Origin of the sequence: Tropicibacter sp. Alg240-R139 (assembly GCF_900537075.1) — a bacterium.
Lineage (GTDB): Bacteria > Pseudomonadota > Alphaproteobacteria > Rhodobacterales > Rhodobacteraceae > Falsiruegeria.
The window spans coordinates 57,600-72,877 of record NZ_UNRA01000009.1; the positions used below are offsets into that span (position 1 = coordinate 57,600).

At 59.5% G+C, this 15,278-nt stretch carries 11 protein-coding genes and 1 pseudogene; 3 read left to right on the forward strand and 9 right to left on the reverse strand.

What is annotated here, in order from left to right:
* The first annotated feature begins 44 nt into the window (after nt 1-44).
* A complete protein-coding gene (locus G6R15_RS21775; protein WP_164662170.1) occupies nt 45-2,108 on the forward strand; it encodes an FAD-dependent oxidoreductase in 2,064 nt (687 codons plus the stop codon).
* Between the two features lie 458 nt (nt 2,109-2,566).
* On the opposite strand, the gene G6R15_RS21780 is transcribed toward G6R15_RS21775, so the two are convergent.
* Nucleotides 2,567-3,247: an IS6 family transposase gene (locus tag G6R15_RS21780; protein ID WP_164662171.1), complete on the reverse strand. Its 681-nt coding sequence runs from the start codon at nt 3,245-3,247 to the stop codon at nt 2,567-2,569.
* A gap of 86 nt (nt 3,248-3,333) precedes the next feature.
* Here G6R15_RS21780 and G6R15_RS21785 point away from each other — a divergent pair.
* A pseudogene (locus tag G6R15_RS21785) lies at nt 3,334-3,543 on the forward strand (SMC-Scp complex subunit ScpB); the annotation flags it as partial.
* A gap of 325 nt (nt 3,544-3,868) precedes the next feature.
* Here G6R15_RS21785 and G6R15_RS21790 read toward each other — a convergent pair.
* The 7 genes from G6R15_RS21790 to G6R15_RS21820 all read right to left on the reverse strand — a co-directional run bounded on the left by G6R15_RS21790 (nt 3,869) and on the right by G6R15_RS21820 (nt 13,299).
* Nucleotides 3,869-7,327, reverse strand: coding sequence for an indolepyruvate ferredoxin oxidoreductase family protein (locus tag G6R15_RS21790; protein ID WP_164662172.1), 3,459 nt, complete (start codon nt 7,325-7,327; stop codon nt 3,869-3,871).
* A 38-nt stretch (nt 7,328-7,365) separates the two neighbouring features.
* Entirely contained in the window at nt 7,366-7,758 is a 393-nt protein-coding gene (locus tag G6R15_RS21795; protein WP_164662173.1) for a RidA family protein, read from the reverse strand.
* A gap of 11 nt (nt 7,759-7,769) precedes the next feature.
* Nucleotides 7,770-9,230: a M81 family metallopeptidase gene (locus G6R15_RS21800; RefSeq protein ID WP_164662174.1), complete on the reverse strand. Its 1,461-nt coding sequence runs from the start codon at nt 9,228-9,230 to the stop codon at nt 7,770-7,772.
* Between the two features lie 39 nt (nt 9,231-9,269).
* Nucleotides 9,270-9,701: a TRAP transporter small permease gene (locus G6R15_RS21805; RefSeq protein ID WP_240336835.1), complete on the reverse strand. Its 432-nt coding sequence runs from the start codon at nt 9,699-9,701 to the stop codon at nt 9,270-9,272.
* 74 nt (nt 9,702-9,775) lie between these two features.
* Nucleotides 9,776-10,759 (reverse strand): TRAP transporter substrate-binding protein, encoded by a 984-nt coding sequence (locus G6R15_RS21810; protein ID WP_240336836.1) that lies wholly within the window; start codon nt 10,757-10,759, stop codon nt 9,776-9,778.
* Nucleotides 10,760-10,882: 123 nt separating this feature from the next.
* Nucleotides 10,883-12,163, reverse strand: coding sequence for a TRAP transporter large permease (locus tag G6R15_RS21815; protein ID WP_164662176.1), 1,281 nt, complete (start codon nt 12,161-12,163; stop codon nt 10,883-10,885).
* Nucleotides 12,160-13,299, reverse strand: coding sequence for an FAD-binding oxidoreductase (locus G6R15_RS21820; RefSeq protein ID WP_164662177.1), 1,140 nt, complete (start codon nt 13,297-13,299; stop codon nt 12,160-12,162). Before G6R15_RS21820 ends, G6R15_RS21815 begins: the two co-directional genes overlap by 4 nt.
* Before the next feature lie 80 nt (nt 13,300-13,379).
* Here G6R15_RS21820 and G6R15_RS21825 point away from each other — a divergent pair, with 80 nt between their 5' ends.
* Nucleotides 13,380-14,303, forward strand: a complete 924-nt coding sequence (locus tag G6R15_RS21825) for a LysR family transcriptional regulator (protein WP_164662178.1) — start codon at nt 13,380-13,382, stop codon at nt 14,301-14,303.
* Between the two features lie 86 nt (nt 14,304-14,389).
* Here G6R15_RS21825 and G6R15_RS21830 read toward each other — a convergent pair whose 3' ends face one another.
* A complete protein-coding gene (locus tag G6R15_RS21830) occupies nt 14,390-15,175 on the reverse strand; it encodes an FAD-binding oxidoreductase (RefSeq protein ID WP_164662179.1) in 786 nt (261 codons plus the stop codon).
* Nucleotides 15,176-15,278: the final 103 nt, after the last annotated feature.

Here is a 15,278-nt window from a genome sequence, read left to right on the forward strand (position 1 = left end):
GAACCGGTCATCCAGTGAACAAAGATAAGCAAGGACCAGACACAATGGGTCGAGATCCCCGCTACGACATTCTATTTGAACCGGTTCAAATTGGACCGGTGACAGCTCCGAACCGCTTTTTCCAGGTGCCTCACTGTACGGGCATGGGGTGGCAATATCCGCGAACGCTTGCGGCGATGCGCAAGGTCAAAGCGCAAGGCGGCTGGGGGGTGGTCTGCACGGAATACAACTCGATCCACCCCTCCTCGGACGACCTGCCGCACCCCTATGCGTCTCTTTGGGATGACAGTGATGTTCGCGCCCATACCCTTATGACAGATGCCGTGCACGAATACGGAAGCCTAGCAGGGGCCGAGCTTTGGTATGGCGGTGCCAATGCAAACAATCTGTTTTCGCGATTGCCCGGGATGGACGTCGACAGCCTGCCGAACGCCAAGGGGCACCCGTTCCAGACTCGTGCCATGGACAAACAAGACATCAAGGACCTGCGCCGGTGGCATCGTAAAGCAGCACTCCGGGCGAGAGAGGCGGGATTTGATGTGGTCTATGTCTATGCAACACATGGCTACCTGATCTCGAACTTCCTGAACCCGCGTGTGAACACACGTAGCGACGAGTATGGCGGCAGCTTGGAAAATCGCGTGCGCCTGACGCGCGAGTTGATTGAAGAAACCAAGGATGCGGTGGGTGACCGCTGTGCGGTTGCAGTGCGGTTCTCGGCGGATGAAGAGATTGGCGAGGACAATCAGCCGATATTTGGTGAACGCCGCGAGATGTTCGAAATGCTCGCGGATCTGCCGGATCTCTGGGATATCAACATTGCGGACTATTCGCTTGAAATGGGTGTGTCGCGCTTTGTCAAAGAAGGCGCGTTAGAGCCATATATGCAGTGGGTTAAGTCGGTGACGGACAAGCCAGTGGTCACTGTGGGCCGCTTCACATCGCCCGACACAATGGTCAGCCAGGTTCGCCGAGGTATCACCGATTTTATCGGCGCGGCGCGGCCCTCGATAGCGGATCCCTACCTACCCAAGAAGATCGAACAAGGTCGATTGTCAGCCATACGCGAGTGCATTGGCTGCAACGTATGCTACGCCAGTGACTCCATCGGTGTTCCGCTGCGCTGCACCCAAAACCCAACGATGGGAGAGGAGTGGCGCAAGGATTGGCATCCCGAGATCATCAGGAAAAAGTCGTCGGACGCCCGCGTTCTGATTGTTGGCGCGGGTGCTGCGGGTTTGGAAGCCGCCCGCGCCCTTGGTGCGCGCGGGTATGATGTCATGTTGGCCGAAGCCACTCGCGAGATTGGCGGGCGTATCGCGCGCGAAGCAGCTTTGCCTGGGATGAGCGAATACATCCGGGTCAAGGACTACCGCGAGCAGCAATTGCTCGAAATGCCTAACGTTGAAGTTTTTCGCGAAAGCCGACTGACCGTTGATGACGTGATCTCGGTCGAGGCTGACCACGTTGCAATTGCAACGGGTGCAAGCTGGCGTAAAGAATACTACGACGACGAATGCTATCAATCAGTTGCGAGCGGTGAAGCTTTGACCCGTGTTTTTACACCAGACGACATCATGGACGGGAACCTGCCAAACGGGCCAACCTTGGTTTTCGATGGTGATGGCTACTACATGGCAAGTGTCGTCGCCGAGCGGATACGTGCTGAGGGGCATGCCGTCACTTTGGCTACATCATCTGATAGCGTGTCGGATTGGGCCGGAAAGACATCCGAAAGGTGGCGCATTCGAACGCAATTGCACCGGCTTGGAATCGACATTCTTCCCTCAAACAGCTTGACACATTTTTCGGGCGATGCGGCCTCTTTGAATTGCGTCTACAGTGGTCGTGAAACAAAGCTGCCTGTCCAGAACATTGTAATGGTTACAGCCCGCAAGCCAAATGACTGTTTGTACAAAGCGCTATGCCTTCGCCCAGAAGACGAAAAACGACCCTTTAGCCTAACACGGATTGGGGATTGTGAGGCGCCCGGGATCATCGCAGCGGCCATCTATGCTGGCCATCGATACGCCCAGGAGTTGGAGTGCGAAGTGGATTTGGATATTCCGCTTTTGCACGACCGCATTGATGTCGGATCCAAAGGATAGCCGGATCGAACCAAAGCTCATCGACCGTTCTGTTCCTAAATGTGTCCGTGGTCAGGAATTTTTGGACAGATGGTCACCTGATCTGTGAGAGGATCTGGCTCATCTGGTTGTAGTGATTGTGCCGCGGATTTGCGGTGAAGCAAGCGCCGACCTGCGCCAGTTAAGTTGACAGTGCCGTTCCAGATACCCGGTGAGCTCACTAACCCCGGGAACCTTCATCCCGATGGACCCAGAACAAGCCATGCCGACAATTTGGCAATACCATCAGATGTGTTCAATTGAACAGAGGGCGTTCAGGATCTGGTCGATGTGGCGTGAGACTTCGTGCAGGTCGGGGGGGGCCATGGATCTGGCGTTGGACGTAGTACCGATAGGCACCGTCCATTGCCAGGTACAGCGTCAGGGGTTTTGTTGCAAAGATTTGAGCCCGTTGAATTGTTTCAACAATTGCTTGTGAGTCAGATGGCGAGCTCAGCGAACTGCTGAAATGGGCAGAGTCCGGACGTGAGTTGCCCCTTGCGGATCATGTGCGACACTTCGATTCCGTCGAGCGTTGCCGCTGCTGAAGCAAAGGCCTTGAACCCCATCATTGGCCGCGTGCGCCGCTTGATGAAACGGTGGTCCTGTTCCACAATACTGTTCAAGTATTTCCGCCTCACCATCTCAATTGGGATCGGGCAGCCAAAGCCTTTGAGCATTTTGTTGATGGCCTTGATGCCGGCGGTGTTGGCACCGCTCTTGTCGATCACAATCTTCCGCGGCAATCCATTGATCTCCAACATCCTTGCGAAGAACTTTGTCGCAGCAGCTTTGTTTCGGCGTAGGGAAAGCATGAAATCGAGCGTTTTGCCGTATTTGTCGACCGCTCGATAGAGATAAACCAACGAACCTTTTACCTTGAAATAAGTTTCATCCATTCGCCAGGATCGGTCACACGATCCCTTCCGTCCGTGAGCTGCATCAGCAATGGCACCGGAGTATCGTGTCACCCAACGGTTCAGCGTAGTGTGGTCAACCGAAACGCCACGCTCGGCCATGATTTCTTCCAGATCCCGGTATGAAACACCGTATCGAACGTAGAAGAACACCGCAAAGAGGATAACATCCTTCGGATATTGTGCTCCTTTGAAGGAGATCATGAGCTGGCTTTCAACTGGTGAATACGGTTGGCCGGCCACCGCCTAACCTGCCCAGCTCCAATGGTCAAACGTTTGCAACAGAACCATTCGACGTCGCCGTCCTGGCCGCCATTGCCTATCACCAGCCGATCACGCGGGATGGGCTCGGGGACATTTTCGGCAAGGACATCAGCCGCGATTTGATCGGACGGCTGAATGCGCGCGGGTTGATTGGGACAGGGCCGCGGGCTCCTAGACGCGGCGCACCTTGCACATTTGTGACGACCGAGCGATTCCTGGTGTTCTTCGGACTTTAGAGCCTGGGTGACTTGCCGGATAAGGAGCAGCTTGACGATGCAGGGTTGTGAGGCAATATTAACAAACTTTGCCAGCCCCCCCTTTTTGTGTCATGGCCACGATAAATGTTTCCCTTCCTGACCTGATAACGCCGGGGGTCTTGGTTGGCATAAGAAGTCAACGAGCAGGCGTGGAATATATTCTGGACGGTGGCATTGCGAATGGCCTGCTGATCAAGTCTTGCTACAAAAACCAGGTTATTCAGCAGGCAAATTCAACTTAGGATTTTGACAACCTTTGAATATGAGTTCAGCAGCTCACCCGCTTGCATTTGCGTTCTCAGCTCTATGCTACTTCGGTTTTGCGTATCGCAATTCTCTGGCGAACGTCTCCTCTTTGCTTTGCTGCTGCTTCTGCGTGGCGCTGCCGAACGTGGCCATAGCCGCGGATCTGGTCGGGCAAGGACAACAACTCGGCCACCTCGGTCGCAGTACCCGCTGTGGCATGATCCAGTGCAAATTCGATATCCGCCTCATAATCTGCCAAAATCCGGCGCGCCAGCGCAGCCTCGTCACTGTTGCGGAACGGGTCAAGGCGGGTGCCGCGCAATCCCCGGAACCGATTCATCAGGGCAAAGAAGCGCATCGCGGTTTTGCCTTTGACCGGCCCTTTGACCGGTTGGCCGGTTTTGGGATCCGTGCCGCCATAGGGCCAGGCCCCAAAATGAAAGGTCAGTTCCATGTCGCCTTCGAATGCGGCTTCGAGCGAGGCTTTGAAATCGGGCTTGCAGTAAAGGCGCGCGACTTCCCATTCGTCCTTGACGGCCAACAGCTTGTAGTACCCTCGGGCAACAGCCATGACCGACGCAGTGCTTAATCCGGCATCGCGAACACGGGCCACCATGGCGGAATAACGATCGGCCAGATCTTGCCCCTGATAGTCGACAAGTTCACCCACCCGATGCGCAACGACATCCTCGATGCTTTGTTCGCGGCGGTCGTCCAGCAGCACGGGCGCCTGAGGTCCCAACATGCGGTCAACGGTTTCGGGCTCGGCAATAGCAAGACGTCCAAGCGCGAAGGCGCGTTTGTTTTTCTCGGCCGCAACCCTGTTCAGATCAATCGCCCGGTGCAGCGCCTCAAGCGACAGCGGAACACCGCCCTGCTGCCACGCCGCACCCAAAAGCAGCATGTTGGCAAAGACCTGATCGCCCATCAGCTTGGCGGCCAGTGTCTGAGCGTCCAGAGCTACGACATCATCACCCAGCATGCGGGTCAGGCGTTCGACTTGTTCGTCCCCGCTTAGGGTCCAGTCCGGGTTTTGCGAGAATTCGGATGTGGGAACCACCGTGGTGTCCGTGACGGCCACCGAATTGCCCGGTGTCAGTTTGGACAGCGCCTCGTCCCCGGCGGCCACCACCAGATCACAGCCGATCATGGCGTTTGCTTCGCCCGCCGCGATCCGGGTTGCGCGCATTTGTTCGGGCGCGGTCGCGATCTTGATGTGGGAATGCACCGCGCCGTATTTCTGGGCCAGACCGGTGATGTCCAGGTTCGAGGAATAATACCCATCGGCATGGGCCGCGACCGCCAGCGTCTGACCCACGGTCACGACCCCCGCGCCGCCGATGCCGGACACAAGGATCGACCAGGACCCGTCGATCGGACGCGCTGCAGGCATCGGCAGGTGGCTGTCATCAATGGTGACGTCGCTTGCCTTGGCTTTGCGGGGCTGTGCGCCACTTATGGTCACAAAGCTGGGGCAAAACCCTTCGACACAGGAAAAATCCTTGTTGCACGAGGATTGGTTGATCTGCCGCTTGCGGCCAAATTCGGTTTCCAGCGGTTCGATAGCCATGCAGCCCGAAACGGTTGAGCAATCGCCGCAGCCTTCGCAAACCGCAGGGTTGATAAAGGCGCGTTTGTCCGGGTCCACCCATTTGCCGCGCTTGCGCAGGCGGCGGCGCTCGGTCGCGCAGGGCTGGTCAAAGATCAGCACGGTCACGCCGGGAAGCTTGCGCAACTCGGCCTGCACCAATTCCAGTTCGGTCCGGGGGTGTACCGTGACGCCGTAGCCCAACGCCTTGCCGTTGAATTTATCGGTCTCATCCGTCACCAAGGCGATGCGTTCGACACCCTCGGCCCGGATCTGTTCCACCATCTGTTCGGGGCTGATTTCGCCATCATGGGGCTGTCCGCCCGTCATCGAGACAAAGCCGTTGTGCAGCAGCTTGTAGGTCATCGGGGCCTTGGCGGCCACGGCGGCGCGGATCGCCATCAGGCCGGAATGGAAATAGGTGCCGTCGCCCATATTGGCAAAGACATGGGCCTCATCTGTGAACGGATACTGCCCCAGCCACATCGCGCCTTCGCCGCCCATGTGGCTGATCGAATTGGTCTTGGACAGATCACGAAACACCGCCATCGTGTGGCACCCGATCCCAGCCAAAGCGCGGCTGCCGTCGATCACCCGCGTTGACCGCCCATGGGGGCAGCCCGCGCAAAACGACGGCGGGCGGACCGCCCCACCGCCAATAGCCGGAGGCGCGTCGGGACGGTTGGGCAGTTGCAAGGCACTGTCGGGTGCCAGATCTTTTGCAGTGCGCACGATCACTTGCGACACAAGGTTGGGGGTGATCTCACCCACGCCCGGAAAGGCACATTCGCCTTCGTTGGCGGAATAGGGCCGACCCTGATAGGTCTTGCCAACGATGCGCGGGGAAAGGTCCGAACCATAAAGCGCCGAGCGGATCTGATCTTCAAGCAGGGCGCGTTTTTCTTCGACCACGATGATCGTGTCCAGCCCTTGGGCAAACTCTTGCAGCACCACGTCATCCAGCGGCCAGACCATGCCGACCTTAAGCAGCCGGACAGGTATGTCCGCAATCGCTCCATCACGATAGCCCAACCCGGCCAGCGCCTGGTTCAGATCCTGCCACGACTTGCCCGCAGCAGCGATGCCGATGCGCGCGCCTGTGTCGCCCTGAATCTGGTTCAGGTGGTTGGCGCGGGCATACTCCAGCACCTTGCGCAACCGCACGTCCCACAGCTTGCGTTCCTGATCCAAAATGGGCTGAAACGGCTTGATCGAGGTGTCTTCAAGCCCGGTATCATCGGGCGTGACGATCTGCGGGCTGTCGGGGGCCACATAAACAGACCCACCGCCTTCGACCACATCGGTCACCAGCTTCATCCCCACCAGGGTCGAGGAGAAGCGGCTCATCGCGATCCCGTGCAGGCCCATGTCCAGTACGTCCTGTGCATTGGCCGGGGCCAGCAACGGCATGCCAAGCGACGCAAAGTTCAGATCCGAATAACACGCCACGGTCGAGGATTTGGCCCCGTGGTCATCGCCCACCAACAACAGCGTGCCGCCCTTGGGGTTGGTGCCTGCCAGATTGGCGTGGCGCAGCGGATCCATCGACCGGTCCATGCCCGGCGCCTTGCCGTACCAGATCGAAAACACGCCATCCACGCGGGCACCGGGGAACAGGCCCACCATTTGCGCGCCCCATGTGGCGGTGGCGGCCAGATCCTCGTTCACGCCGGGCTGAAAGTGGATGTTGTGCGCTTTCAGCTCCTTTTCGGCCTGCCAAAGGCTCATGTCATAGGTGCCGACAGGCGATCCGCGATAGCCCGAGATGTAACCGCCCGTGTTCAGCCCCGCTGCCGTGTCCCGCTTGCGCTGCTGGATCGGCAGGCGCACCAGCGCTTGCATGCCGGTCATGTAAACCCAGCCTTCGTCTTGCGACAGGCGGTCATCAAGGGTCATTTCAAGGCGCTTGGCGCGGAGGTGTTCACTCATCTGGGGTGCTCCTAGAGCAAATGGGTCAGGCGTGTGGATCAGGCGTTCGGGTCAGCCGCGATGGCTTCGATTTCGACCAGCGCGCCCGGAATTGCGAGCGCCGACGTGACCGTGGAGCGTGCCGGTATGTCTGCGCCAAACGCTGCGGCATAGGCGGCGTTGAATTCGGCGAAATTGGCCAGATCGGTCAGCCAGACGGTGGTCTTGGTGACATGGGACAGATCGGCCCCGGCCTGTGCCAGAACGGATTTCAGGTTGGCGATGGCCTGTGTGGTCTGCGCGGCAATACCGCCGTCGACCAGCTTGAAACTCTCATCAACGCCCAAAGCCCCCGAGCAAAAGATCAGCCCGGCGGCGCGGGTGGCAGGGACAAGTGGCACAGTTGCGCCATTGGGCAGGACCGGTTGGGAACCGATGCGGGAAACACTCATGGGTAACCTCTCTATTTAGCGACTGCGGCAAAGGGGTTTTCAACCCGTGGCCAGTAATTGGTATCACGTTTGGTGAATGGAATGATGGTCATATCTGGTGTCACGATACCCGGTCCACGCACATGAACAACCTCTGATGCGATTGGTGCAAAGGCGGCGTAGAAATGGTTGGTCGACTTCACCACCAACGCGCGCATCTGCGTGATGTCCAGTCCCAGATCGGTGAAGGCCGTTGGGTTGAAACATTGGGTGCGCTCTGAGGACAGGATGACATGCACCCCGTCCGCCTCAAGCCAGACGCCCGTGCCCATCTCCATCTCGGTGTCGCCGAGTTTCATGCTCATGTTTTCGCGGATGGCGCGGACCGTGACGGTCAGGTCAATCGGATGGCCCGAAAACGCGCAGATCTTGCCGCCCAAACGCACCCGCATCGTCGCGCCGACACCGGCGTTCTGGCACATGCTGATCAGAACCGGCTCCCAGAACAGCGCAAAGGCAATGTCCTTTGTCCCGCGATCCAACGCTTCTTGCAGGAAATAGGTGGAATCGCTTGGCGCGCCGCCGCCGGCATTGTCGGCCATATCGGCCAGAACAACCGGAAATTGGGTCGCCCGATCCACCCGGTCCAGCGCGGTTGCAGTGTCGGGATAAACCCCGCGCAACCCCTCGCGAATGGACCACAGATCAGCGGCAAAGCGTTCGGCGGTGTCCGTGGCCTTGGTGGTGTCACCATCTGTGATCACCAGCATGCGGGCCCCGACATCGGCTACATCCGCCCAGGGAAATCCGTGGGTCAAGGACACCGACAGAACGCCATCCATGCCCTCGGCGTCTTTCATCGCTTGCACAAAGCCTTGCCCCGGTTCCTTCATCGTTTCGATGATCGTCAGCATCCGGCAATCGGCCATGGCCATCACCGGGTTTACCTTGCCTGTCGCCGTATTTGCCGCCATCTGGAACAGCTCGCGCGCCCGGTCCGGGCTGTCGACATGGGGGTATTCCTTGTAACTCACGATCAACGTAGCGTTGGAGATCATCTTTTCGGTCAGGTGGTTGTGCGGATCCAGTTCCAGCCCGATGACGGCCCTGCCGCCAAGGATCGCGCGCGCGCGTTCCGTCAGATCGCCTTCGCAATCGTCATAACCATCCGCCACCATCGCGCCATGCATCGAGATCAGAAAGATGTCGGGCCGGTGGGTTTCCAGATCGGCCAGGATTTCGTCACGGTACCCTTCATACACCTCGCGCACCGTGGGGCCGGCGGGTTGTGCCACTGCGGTCAGACTTTCGATCACTTGCCATCCGTGCGCCTCGGCCGCTGTGCGCCATTCGATCAGCGGGGCGCTGAACAGGTTGCCGGGCTGCTCGGTCGCGGTGCGCGTGACCATCGCCTGTTCAAAGGACAGCCGCCCGGTTGGGATGGGGGAAAAGGTATTGGTTTCGGTCGCAAGACCGGCAATCAGGAGTTTCATCTTGATGTCCTTGATGTCCTTGATGTCCTTGATGTCCGTTCAGTCCCGGCTCAGGTCCTTGGCCAATTGGGCCGCGACGTGAACGGTGATGATTGCAAAAGCGATTGGAATGCCGATCGCGAAGACGATCATCGACAGATCCATGGTTTCGGCCTGACGCCCCGACTGGCGGGCAATAAAGCCGCGCGCGGGGTTCATGTTTGCGCCGAACACCGAAAACCACAGGATCGGTGCCACAAAGACCATCGTCGCCCCGGCCCGCAGAATGGCCCAGATCCCGCCACGGGCCTGCATGGCCGGAAACAGCGACGGGTCGGCGCGCAGACGAAAGGCGCAGGACGCCCCCAGAACCCCGGCCCAGACCATCGTGTAACGGGCCAATTCCTCGGTCCAGACGGGGGGCTGATCCAACAGGTAACGGGCGACGACCTGCCAGCCTGCGATAAGCACCAACAGGATCACTCCGATCATGGCACCTGTCATTGCAAGCCGGTTCAACACCGATGAGAGCTTGTCCAGTGTTTGTGCCGCCGCCCGCATCCCCGTTACTCCGCCACGGCTGCTTTCCAGGCGTCCAGCGCGCCCTCGGGCAGCGGCAGTACACCATACAGCGGCTCGGTTGCCGCCCGGAATTCGGCGCGCGCCTCGGGGCTGAGTGCGGTGATGGTGATGCCCGACGCCTTGAGCTTGTCGATGACCGCGCCCTGCTGACCCAGCCAATCGCGGTTCGCCGTCCGCGCCGCAACAACCGCTGCTTCGACCTGTGCGCGTTCTTCATCGCTCAGGCTTTGATACCAGTCTTCTGACGCCAGAACCGCGCGCGAGGACGGCACCAGATTGGCATCGGTGAAATGCTTGATAAAGCTGGTGTGCCCGAACATCAGCGGCACGATGGGCGGGTTCAGATAGCCATCGGCCACGCCGGTTTGGAGCGCGTTGGGAACCTCGTCCCAGCTAACAACCGTACCGATCGATCCCCAGGTCTTGAAGATTGCGATCTGCACATCGTCCAGCGCCCGCATCCGCAAATCCCCCAGATCAGCCATCGAGGCGACCGGGTGTTTGGTGTTGAAAATTCCGGCACCGCCACCGATCAGGGCCACGTCCAGCACCCGTACGCCTTTGGCTGTGGTGGCCTCGTTGATGCGCGCCAGCATGCCGTTGTCGATCAACGCGCGGTCCAGCTGCGCCACATCGTCAAAGAAAAAGGGCAGCACCATCGCCATGATCGTTCCGTCCAGCTGACCGGCGGCTTTGACATCGCTCAGCGACACTTCGAGCAGGCCCTGAGACACCTGGTCCATCTTTTCGGCTTCACCGCCAAGTGCGCCGCGCTCGAACTCTTCGATCTCGAACCCTTGGGTCTTGAGGTGTTCGCCAAAGGCATGGGCCCAGACATAGCTGCCCGAGTTTTCCAGATCACGCGGTGTGTCCAGTGCGATCTTGGCGGATTGCGCCGGCAAGGGGGGGGCAAGTGCCAGAGACAGTACAGCGGCCAGTCCGGTCAGTTTGGGTGTTATCCAGCTCACGTCATGTCCTCCATTGGAACTGTTTTCAGATCATCAGATCCGGGTCTGGTAAGAAGATGGAGATTGCAGGTTCTTTCGTCCAATCGATTTGTTTCACCGGTTTAATTCGGAATTATTATTACCCTACCAAATGCCAAACAGGCGCGGCAGCCAGAGGCTGAGATCAGGGACCGCCACCAGCAGTGCCAGCACAGCGATCTGCGCGATCACAAACGGCATCACGTGACGCGCAAGTTTCCAGTAGTCCAGCCCGGTCACCGTCGACACCACCAGCAGGCACCCGCCCATGGGGGGCGACACCAGCCCGATTGACAGGTTGAAACAGATGACAATGCCCAGATGGACCGGGTCGGCCCCGTTGGCGATGGCCACGGGCGCCAACAGCGGGACCAGCAGCGCCAGCGCGACCGGAATGTCAAAGACCATGCCCGCAATGATGAACAGGACATTCATCGCGATCATGTATTCGACAGGCCCCAGCCCAAGATCCTGAATGGTGGATGCAATCAACTGCGGAACCCGCTCCAACGCGGCCAGATGTCCAAGGGTCGCCGCCGCGCACAGGATCACAAAGATCGACCCGGTCAGAACGGCGGTACGTTTGACGCTTTCGCTCAGGTCGCCCAGCGTGAACCCGGCATAGGCATACCCCGCCAGGAACGCGGCGACGACTGCTACCACGGCTGCTTCGGTCGGTGTGGTCCAGCCCAGAACAATGCCGCCGACAATGATCACCGGCAAGGCCATGGCCGGCAGTGCTGTCACGAACGAGCGCCCGATGGGCGGGGCCTCTCCCTTTTCCAGGCGGGGGTGATCGTCGCGAATGGCGAACCAGGCGTTCAACGCAAACAGCGCCGAGGCCAGGATCAAACCGGGCACGATCCCAGCAATGAACAGCGCCGCGACCGAGGTCTGCATGATCGCGCCGTAAAAGATCAGAATGATCGACGGGGGCACGATGGGCCCGATGATCGAAGACGCCGCCGTGATCGCACCGGCGTAATATTTGGAATAGCCCCGCCGCTCCATCTCGGGGACCAGCGTGTTGGACAAAGCCGCCGAATCCGCGATGGCCGAGCCCGATATGCCGGCAAAGAACACCGAGGTCATGATGTTCACATGCCCCAGCCCCCCGCGCAGTCGGCCAACCAGCGACATGCTGAAATCGATCAGCGCCTTGGTGACGCCCCCACGGTTCATCAGCTCTCCGGCCAGAATGAACAGTGGCATGGACATCAGGGAAAACACGCTGATCTGCGAGAACACCTTTTGCGGCAAAATGGCCAGGTAACGCGCGTTGTCGGTGGCAAAGAATCCCAGCACCGCCGCGCCGCCGATGACATAAGCCACCGCCAACCCCGAGGCAAGGAACAGCCCCGCCGCAACCCAGACGACCCCGATCATGATGCCACCAACGTGGGGCGGGCAGGGGACAGCGCCGCCGGGTCCAGACCGGCGGCCATGATGTCATCGGGAATAGCGCGACCCAGAATATCCGCCACGGCAAACCGGGCCAACGCCGGCGAAGATTGGATGCCATAGCCCCCTTGGCCTGCCAACCAGTAAAAACCCTCCACGGTATCCGAATACCCGGCAACCGGCGCCTTGTCGGCGACAAAGCTGCGAAGACCCGCCCAACGGCTGTCGATCCGGCGCACCTCTAGTTGAAAGGCCTGTTCGATCCTGTGCACACAAATCGCCACATCCATTTCGTCGGGTTGCACATCCGACGGCACATCCGGGTTCTCATTTGCGGGTGAAATCAGCAATTTGCCCGCGTCGGGTTTCAGATAGAACTCTTCGTCAATGTCGATGATCAACGGCAGGTCGTCCACTTTGAACCCCTGAGGGCCCTCAACCATCAGGGCCGTGCGTCGCAAGGGTTTTAGGCCGATCATTTCGGCCCCGGCCATCGCGCCGATCTGATCCGCCCAAGCTCCGGCGGCGTTCACGATGGTTGTGGCCCTGACCGTGCCACCGGCGGTTTCAATGCGCCACTGGTCCGCGTCACGGGTCAGCCCCGTGACCTCGGCCCCGGTCAACAGATCACCGCCCTGAGCCTTGAAACCGCGCAAAAAGCCCTGATGCAACGCCGCGACGTCGATTTCGGCCATGCCCGTATCCCTAAGCGCGCCTGCGGCATAGCCCGGCTGCAACAGGCCAATGCGCTCATTCAACCACGGCGCATCAACCTGCTGAATGCCCGGCACATCCCCCAACTCGGCTTTCATCGCCTTTAGGCCGTCCATCTGATCGGCGCGCGCCAGAAACACCGCATCAATCGGGGACAACAGCGGCGCGTCGGCGAACCCCTGGGGCGGCGCATCAAAGAATTGGCGCGAGGCGCGCGTGAGCGCCCGGATCGGGGCCGGTCCGTAAGACGGCGCATAAACGGCGGCGGATCGCCCGGTGGTGTGATAGCCGGGCTGACGCTCCATCTCGAGCAAAAGCACCCGAGAATGGCGCGACAGCTCGGCCGCCGCCGAGGCCCCGGCGATGCCGGCGCCGATCACGGCAATATCGAATGCGTTGTCCTGCATGTACACTCCATTCGCTTTGTTTATTGCTCGGGTCGGTTTTGCCCGATATCCTGCATGATGTCAGACCGGGGACCCTGCCCATGAACCTTCGCCAGCTTGAACATTTCGTCCTTGTCGCCGAGGAACGCAGCTTTCGCCGTGCCTCGGAGCGGGCGCACCTGTCGCAACCGGCGTTGAGCCATTCGATCAAGGCGCTGGAAACGCAGCTGGACACCCAATTGTTTCGACGCACCAATCAACTGGTGGAAATGACCGCCATCGGCGAGGCCCTGCTGAGCCACGCGCATAAGGTTCTGTTTGATGCCCGCAACCTGCATGATCAACTGTCGGTCCTGAAAACCGGCGGTTCGGGGCATGTGCGCATTGGGCTTGTGCCGACGTACGCCTTCAGCTTTGGCGGTCAGGTGATCGCGGATTGGCTGTCGGCGCGACCCGGTGTCAGTATCGAGGCGGTGTATCAGACCTCCGCGACGCTTGAGACGATGCTGCGCGAGGACAAGATCGACCTGTTTGTCTGCGACATGCGCAACATTGAACCGGACGCCGAAATCGAACTGACCCCCATTGGTGTCTTTCCTGGTGGCTTCTTTTGCCGCGCGGACCATCCGCTGTTGGAGCGGGACGGTATCACCCTGGCGGATGTGGCCGATTACGGGTTGGCGACGGTCCGGGTTCCGCCGAGCCTGCGCAGCGTCTTGGTCAAGGAAATGCAGATTTCCAACCCTGAGGCCCCCGGTATTCGGGTTGAATGCGACGCCATCACGGTGCTGCGTGACGTGACGCTGAAATCGGACGTGGTGCTGATGGCCAACCCATTCAACTTTCGCGAAGACCTGGAAAGCGGTCGCCTGAGGCAATTGAAGCTGGACTTTGACCTTGAGATTCACTGGGCCATTGCGCGATTGCGCAACCGGATCTTGTCGCCTGCGGCCTTGGCCTTGATGGATATGCTGCATGACACCCCCAAACGCGCGCTGGATGAATTGCAAGTGTCGGCGCCTTGATCCCGGCCATGATTTCAAAGCGCGCGCGCTTAGCAAAGCGAATTAAATTCATGACTTCGATAAAGTAACCAAATGAACGTGAAAATTCAGCCAGTTACCTGTTCATTAACCGTAAAGATCTTGCCGGGATTGAACAGGTTCTGCGGATCAAGCGCCTGTTTGAGCTGCGCCATCACGGCATAAGCGTCGCCATGCTGGGCGGCCATGTAGGGAATCTTGCCCATGCCGATCCCGTGCTCGCCTGTAATCGTCCCGCCCAATTCCAGCGCCAGTTCATTCAACTGCCCAACCAGATCATGCGCGGCGGCAACTTCGGCGGCATCATTGGGATCAATCAGCACGCCCATGTGAAAATTACCGTCCCCCACATGGCCCGCCATTGGCGCCAACAGCCCATATTGATCCGCCAGATCCCGTGCGCGCTGCACGCAATCGGCCAGGGTCGCCAGCGGAACACAACAATCGGTGATCAGGGGCACCGCGCCGGGGCGCAGACCGCGCGCGGCAAAGTAAGCTTCGTGCCGGACCTTCCACAGACGGTTGCGGTCTTCGGTCTTGGTGGCAAAGGCAAAATCGTGAACACCCATATCCTGCGCGATCTCGCGGAACCGCGCGACATCTTCGTCGACGCTGGTTTCGGTGCCGTGAAATTCCAGAAACAGATGCGGTTTTTCCGGCAGGTTCAACAAGGGATCGTATTGATTCACGCCGCGCATCTGAATCTCGTCCAGAAATTCGGCGCGGGCCACGGGTATACCGCATTGGATGGTCAATATGACCGTCTGCACCGCCTCTTGGATGGAGTCGAAATGGCAGGTGGCTGCGGCGATGTGTTCAGGCTGGCCGAACAGGCGCACCGTCAGTTCGGTCATAATGCCCAACGTCCCTTCAGAGCCGACAAACAGCCGGTTCGGATCACGCGCGCGTCGGCGGTGACAACTTCGAGCGCCAGAACAGTATCCGCCATCGTGCCAT

What these genes read in the sequence shown, in the direction of transcription:
- G6R15_RS21805 (WP_240336835.1), bottom strand. Translation starts at nt 9,701, where the DNA reads ATGATCGGAGTGATCCTGTTGGTGCTTATCGCAGGCTGGCAGGTCGTC.
- G6R15_RS21815 (WP_164662176.1), bottom strand. Translation starts at nt 12,163, where the DNA reads ATGATCGGGGTCGTCTGGGTTGCGGCGGGGCTGTTCCTTGCCTCGGGG.
- G6R15_RS21830 (WP_164662179.1), bottom strand. Translation starts at nt 15,175, where the DNA reads ATGACCGAACTGACGGTGCGCCTGTTCGGCCAGCCTGAACACATCGCC.
- G6R15_RS21780 (WP_164662171.1), bottom strand. Translation starts at nt 3,247, where the DNA reads ATGATCTCCTTCAAAGGAGCACAATATCCGAAGGATGTTATCCTCTTT.
- G6R15_RS21775 (WP_164662170.1), top strand. Translation starts at nt 45, where the DNA reads ATGGGTCGAGATCCCCGCTACGACATTCTATTTGAACCGGTTCAAATT.
- G6R15_RS21795 (WP_164662173.1), bottom strand. Translation starts at nt 7,758, where the DNA reads ATGAGTGTTTCCCGCATCGGTTCCCAACCGGTCCTGCCCAATGGCGCA.
- G6R15_RS21820 (WP_164662177.1), bottom strand. Translation starts at nt 13,299, where the DNA reads ATGCAGGACAACGCATTCGATATTGCCGTGATCGGCGCCGGCATCGCC.
- G6R15_RS21800 (WP_164662174.1), bottom strand. Translation starts at nt 9,230, where the DNA reads ATGAAACTCCTGATTGCCGGTCTTGCGACCGAAACCAATACCTTTTCC.
- G6R15_RS21790 (WP_164662172.1), bottom strand. Translation starts at nt 7,327, where the DNA reads ATGAGTGAACACCTCCGCGCCAAGCGCCTTGAAATGACCCTTGATGAC.
- G6R15_RS21825 (WP_164662178.1), top strand. Translation starts at nt 13,380, where the DNA reads ATGAACCTTCGCCAGCTTGAACATTTCGTCCTTGTCGCCGAGGAACGC.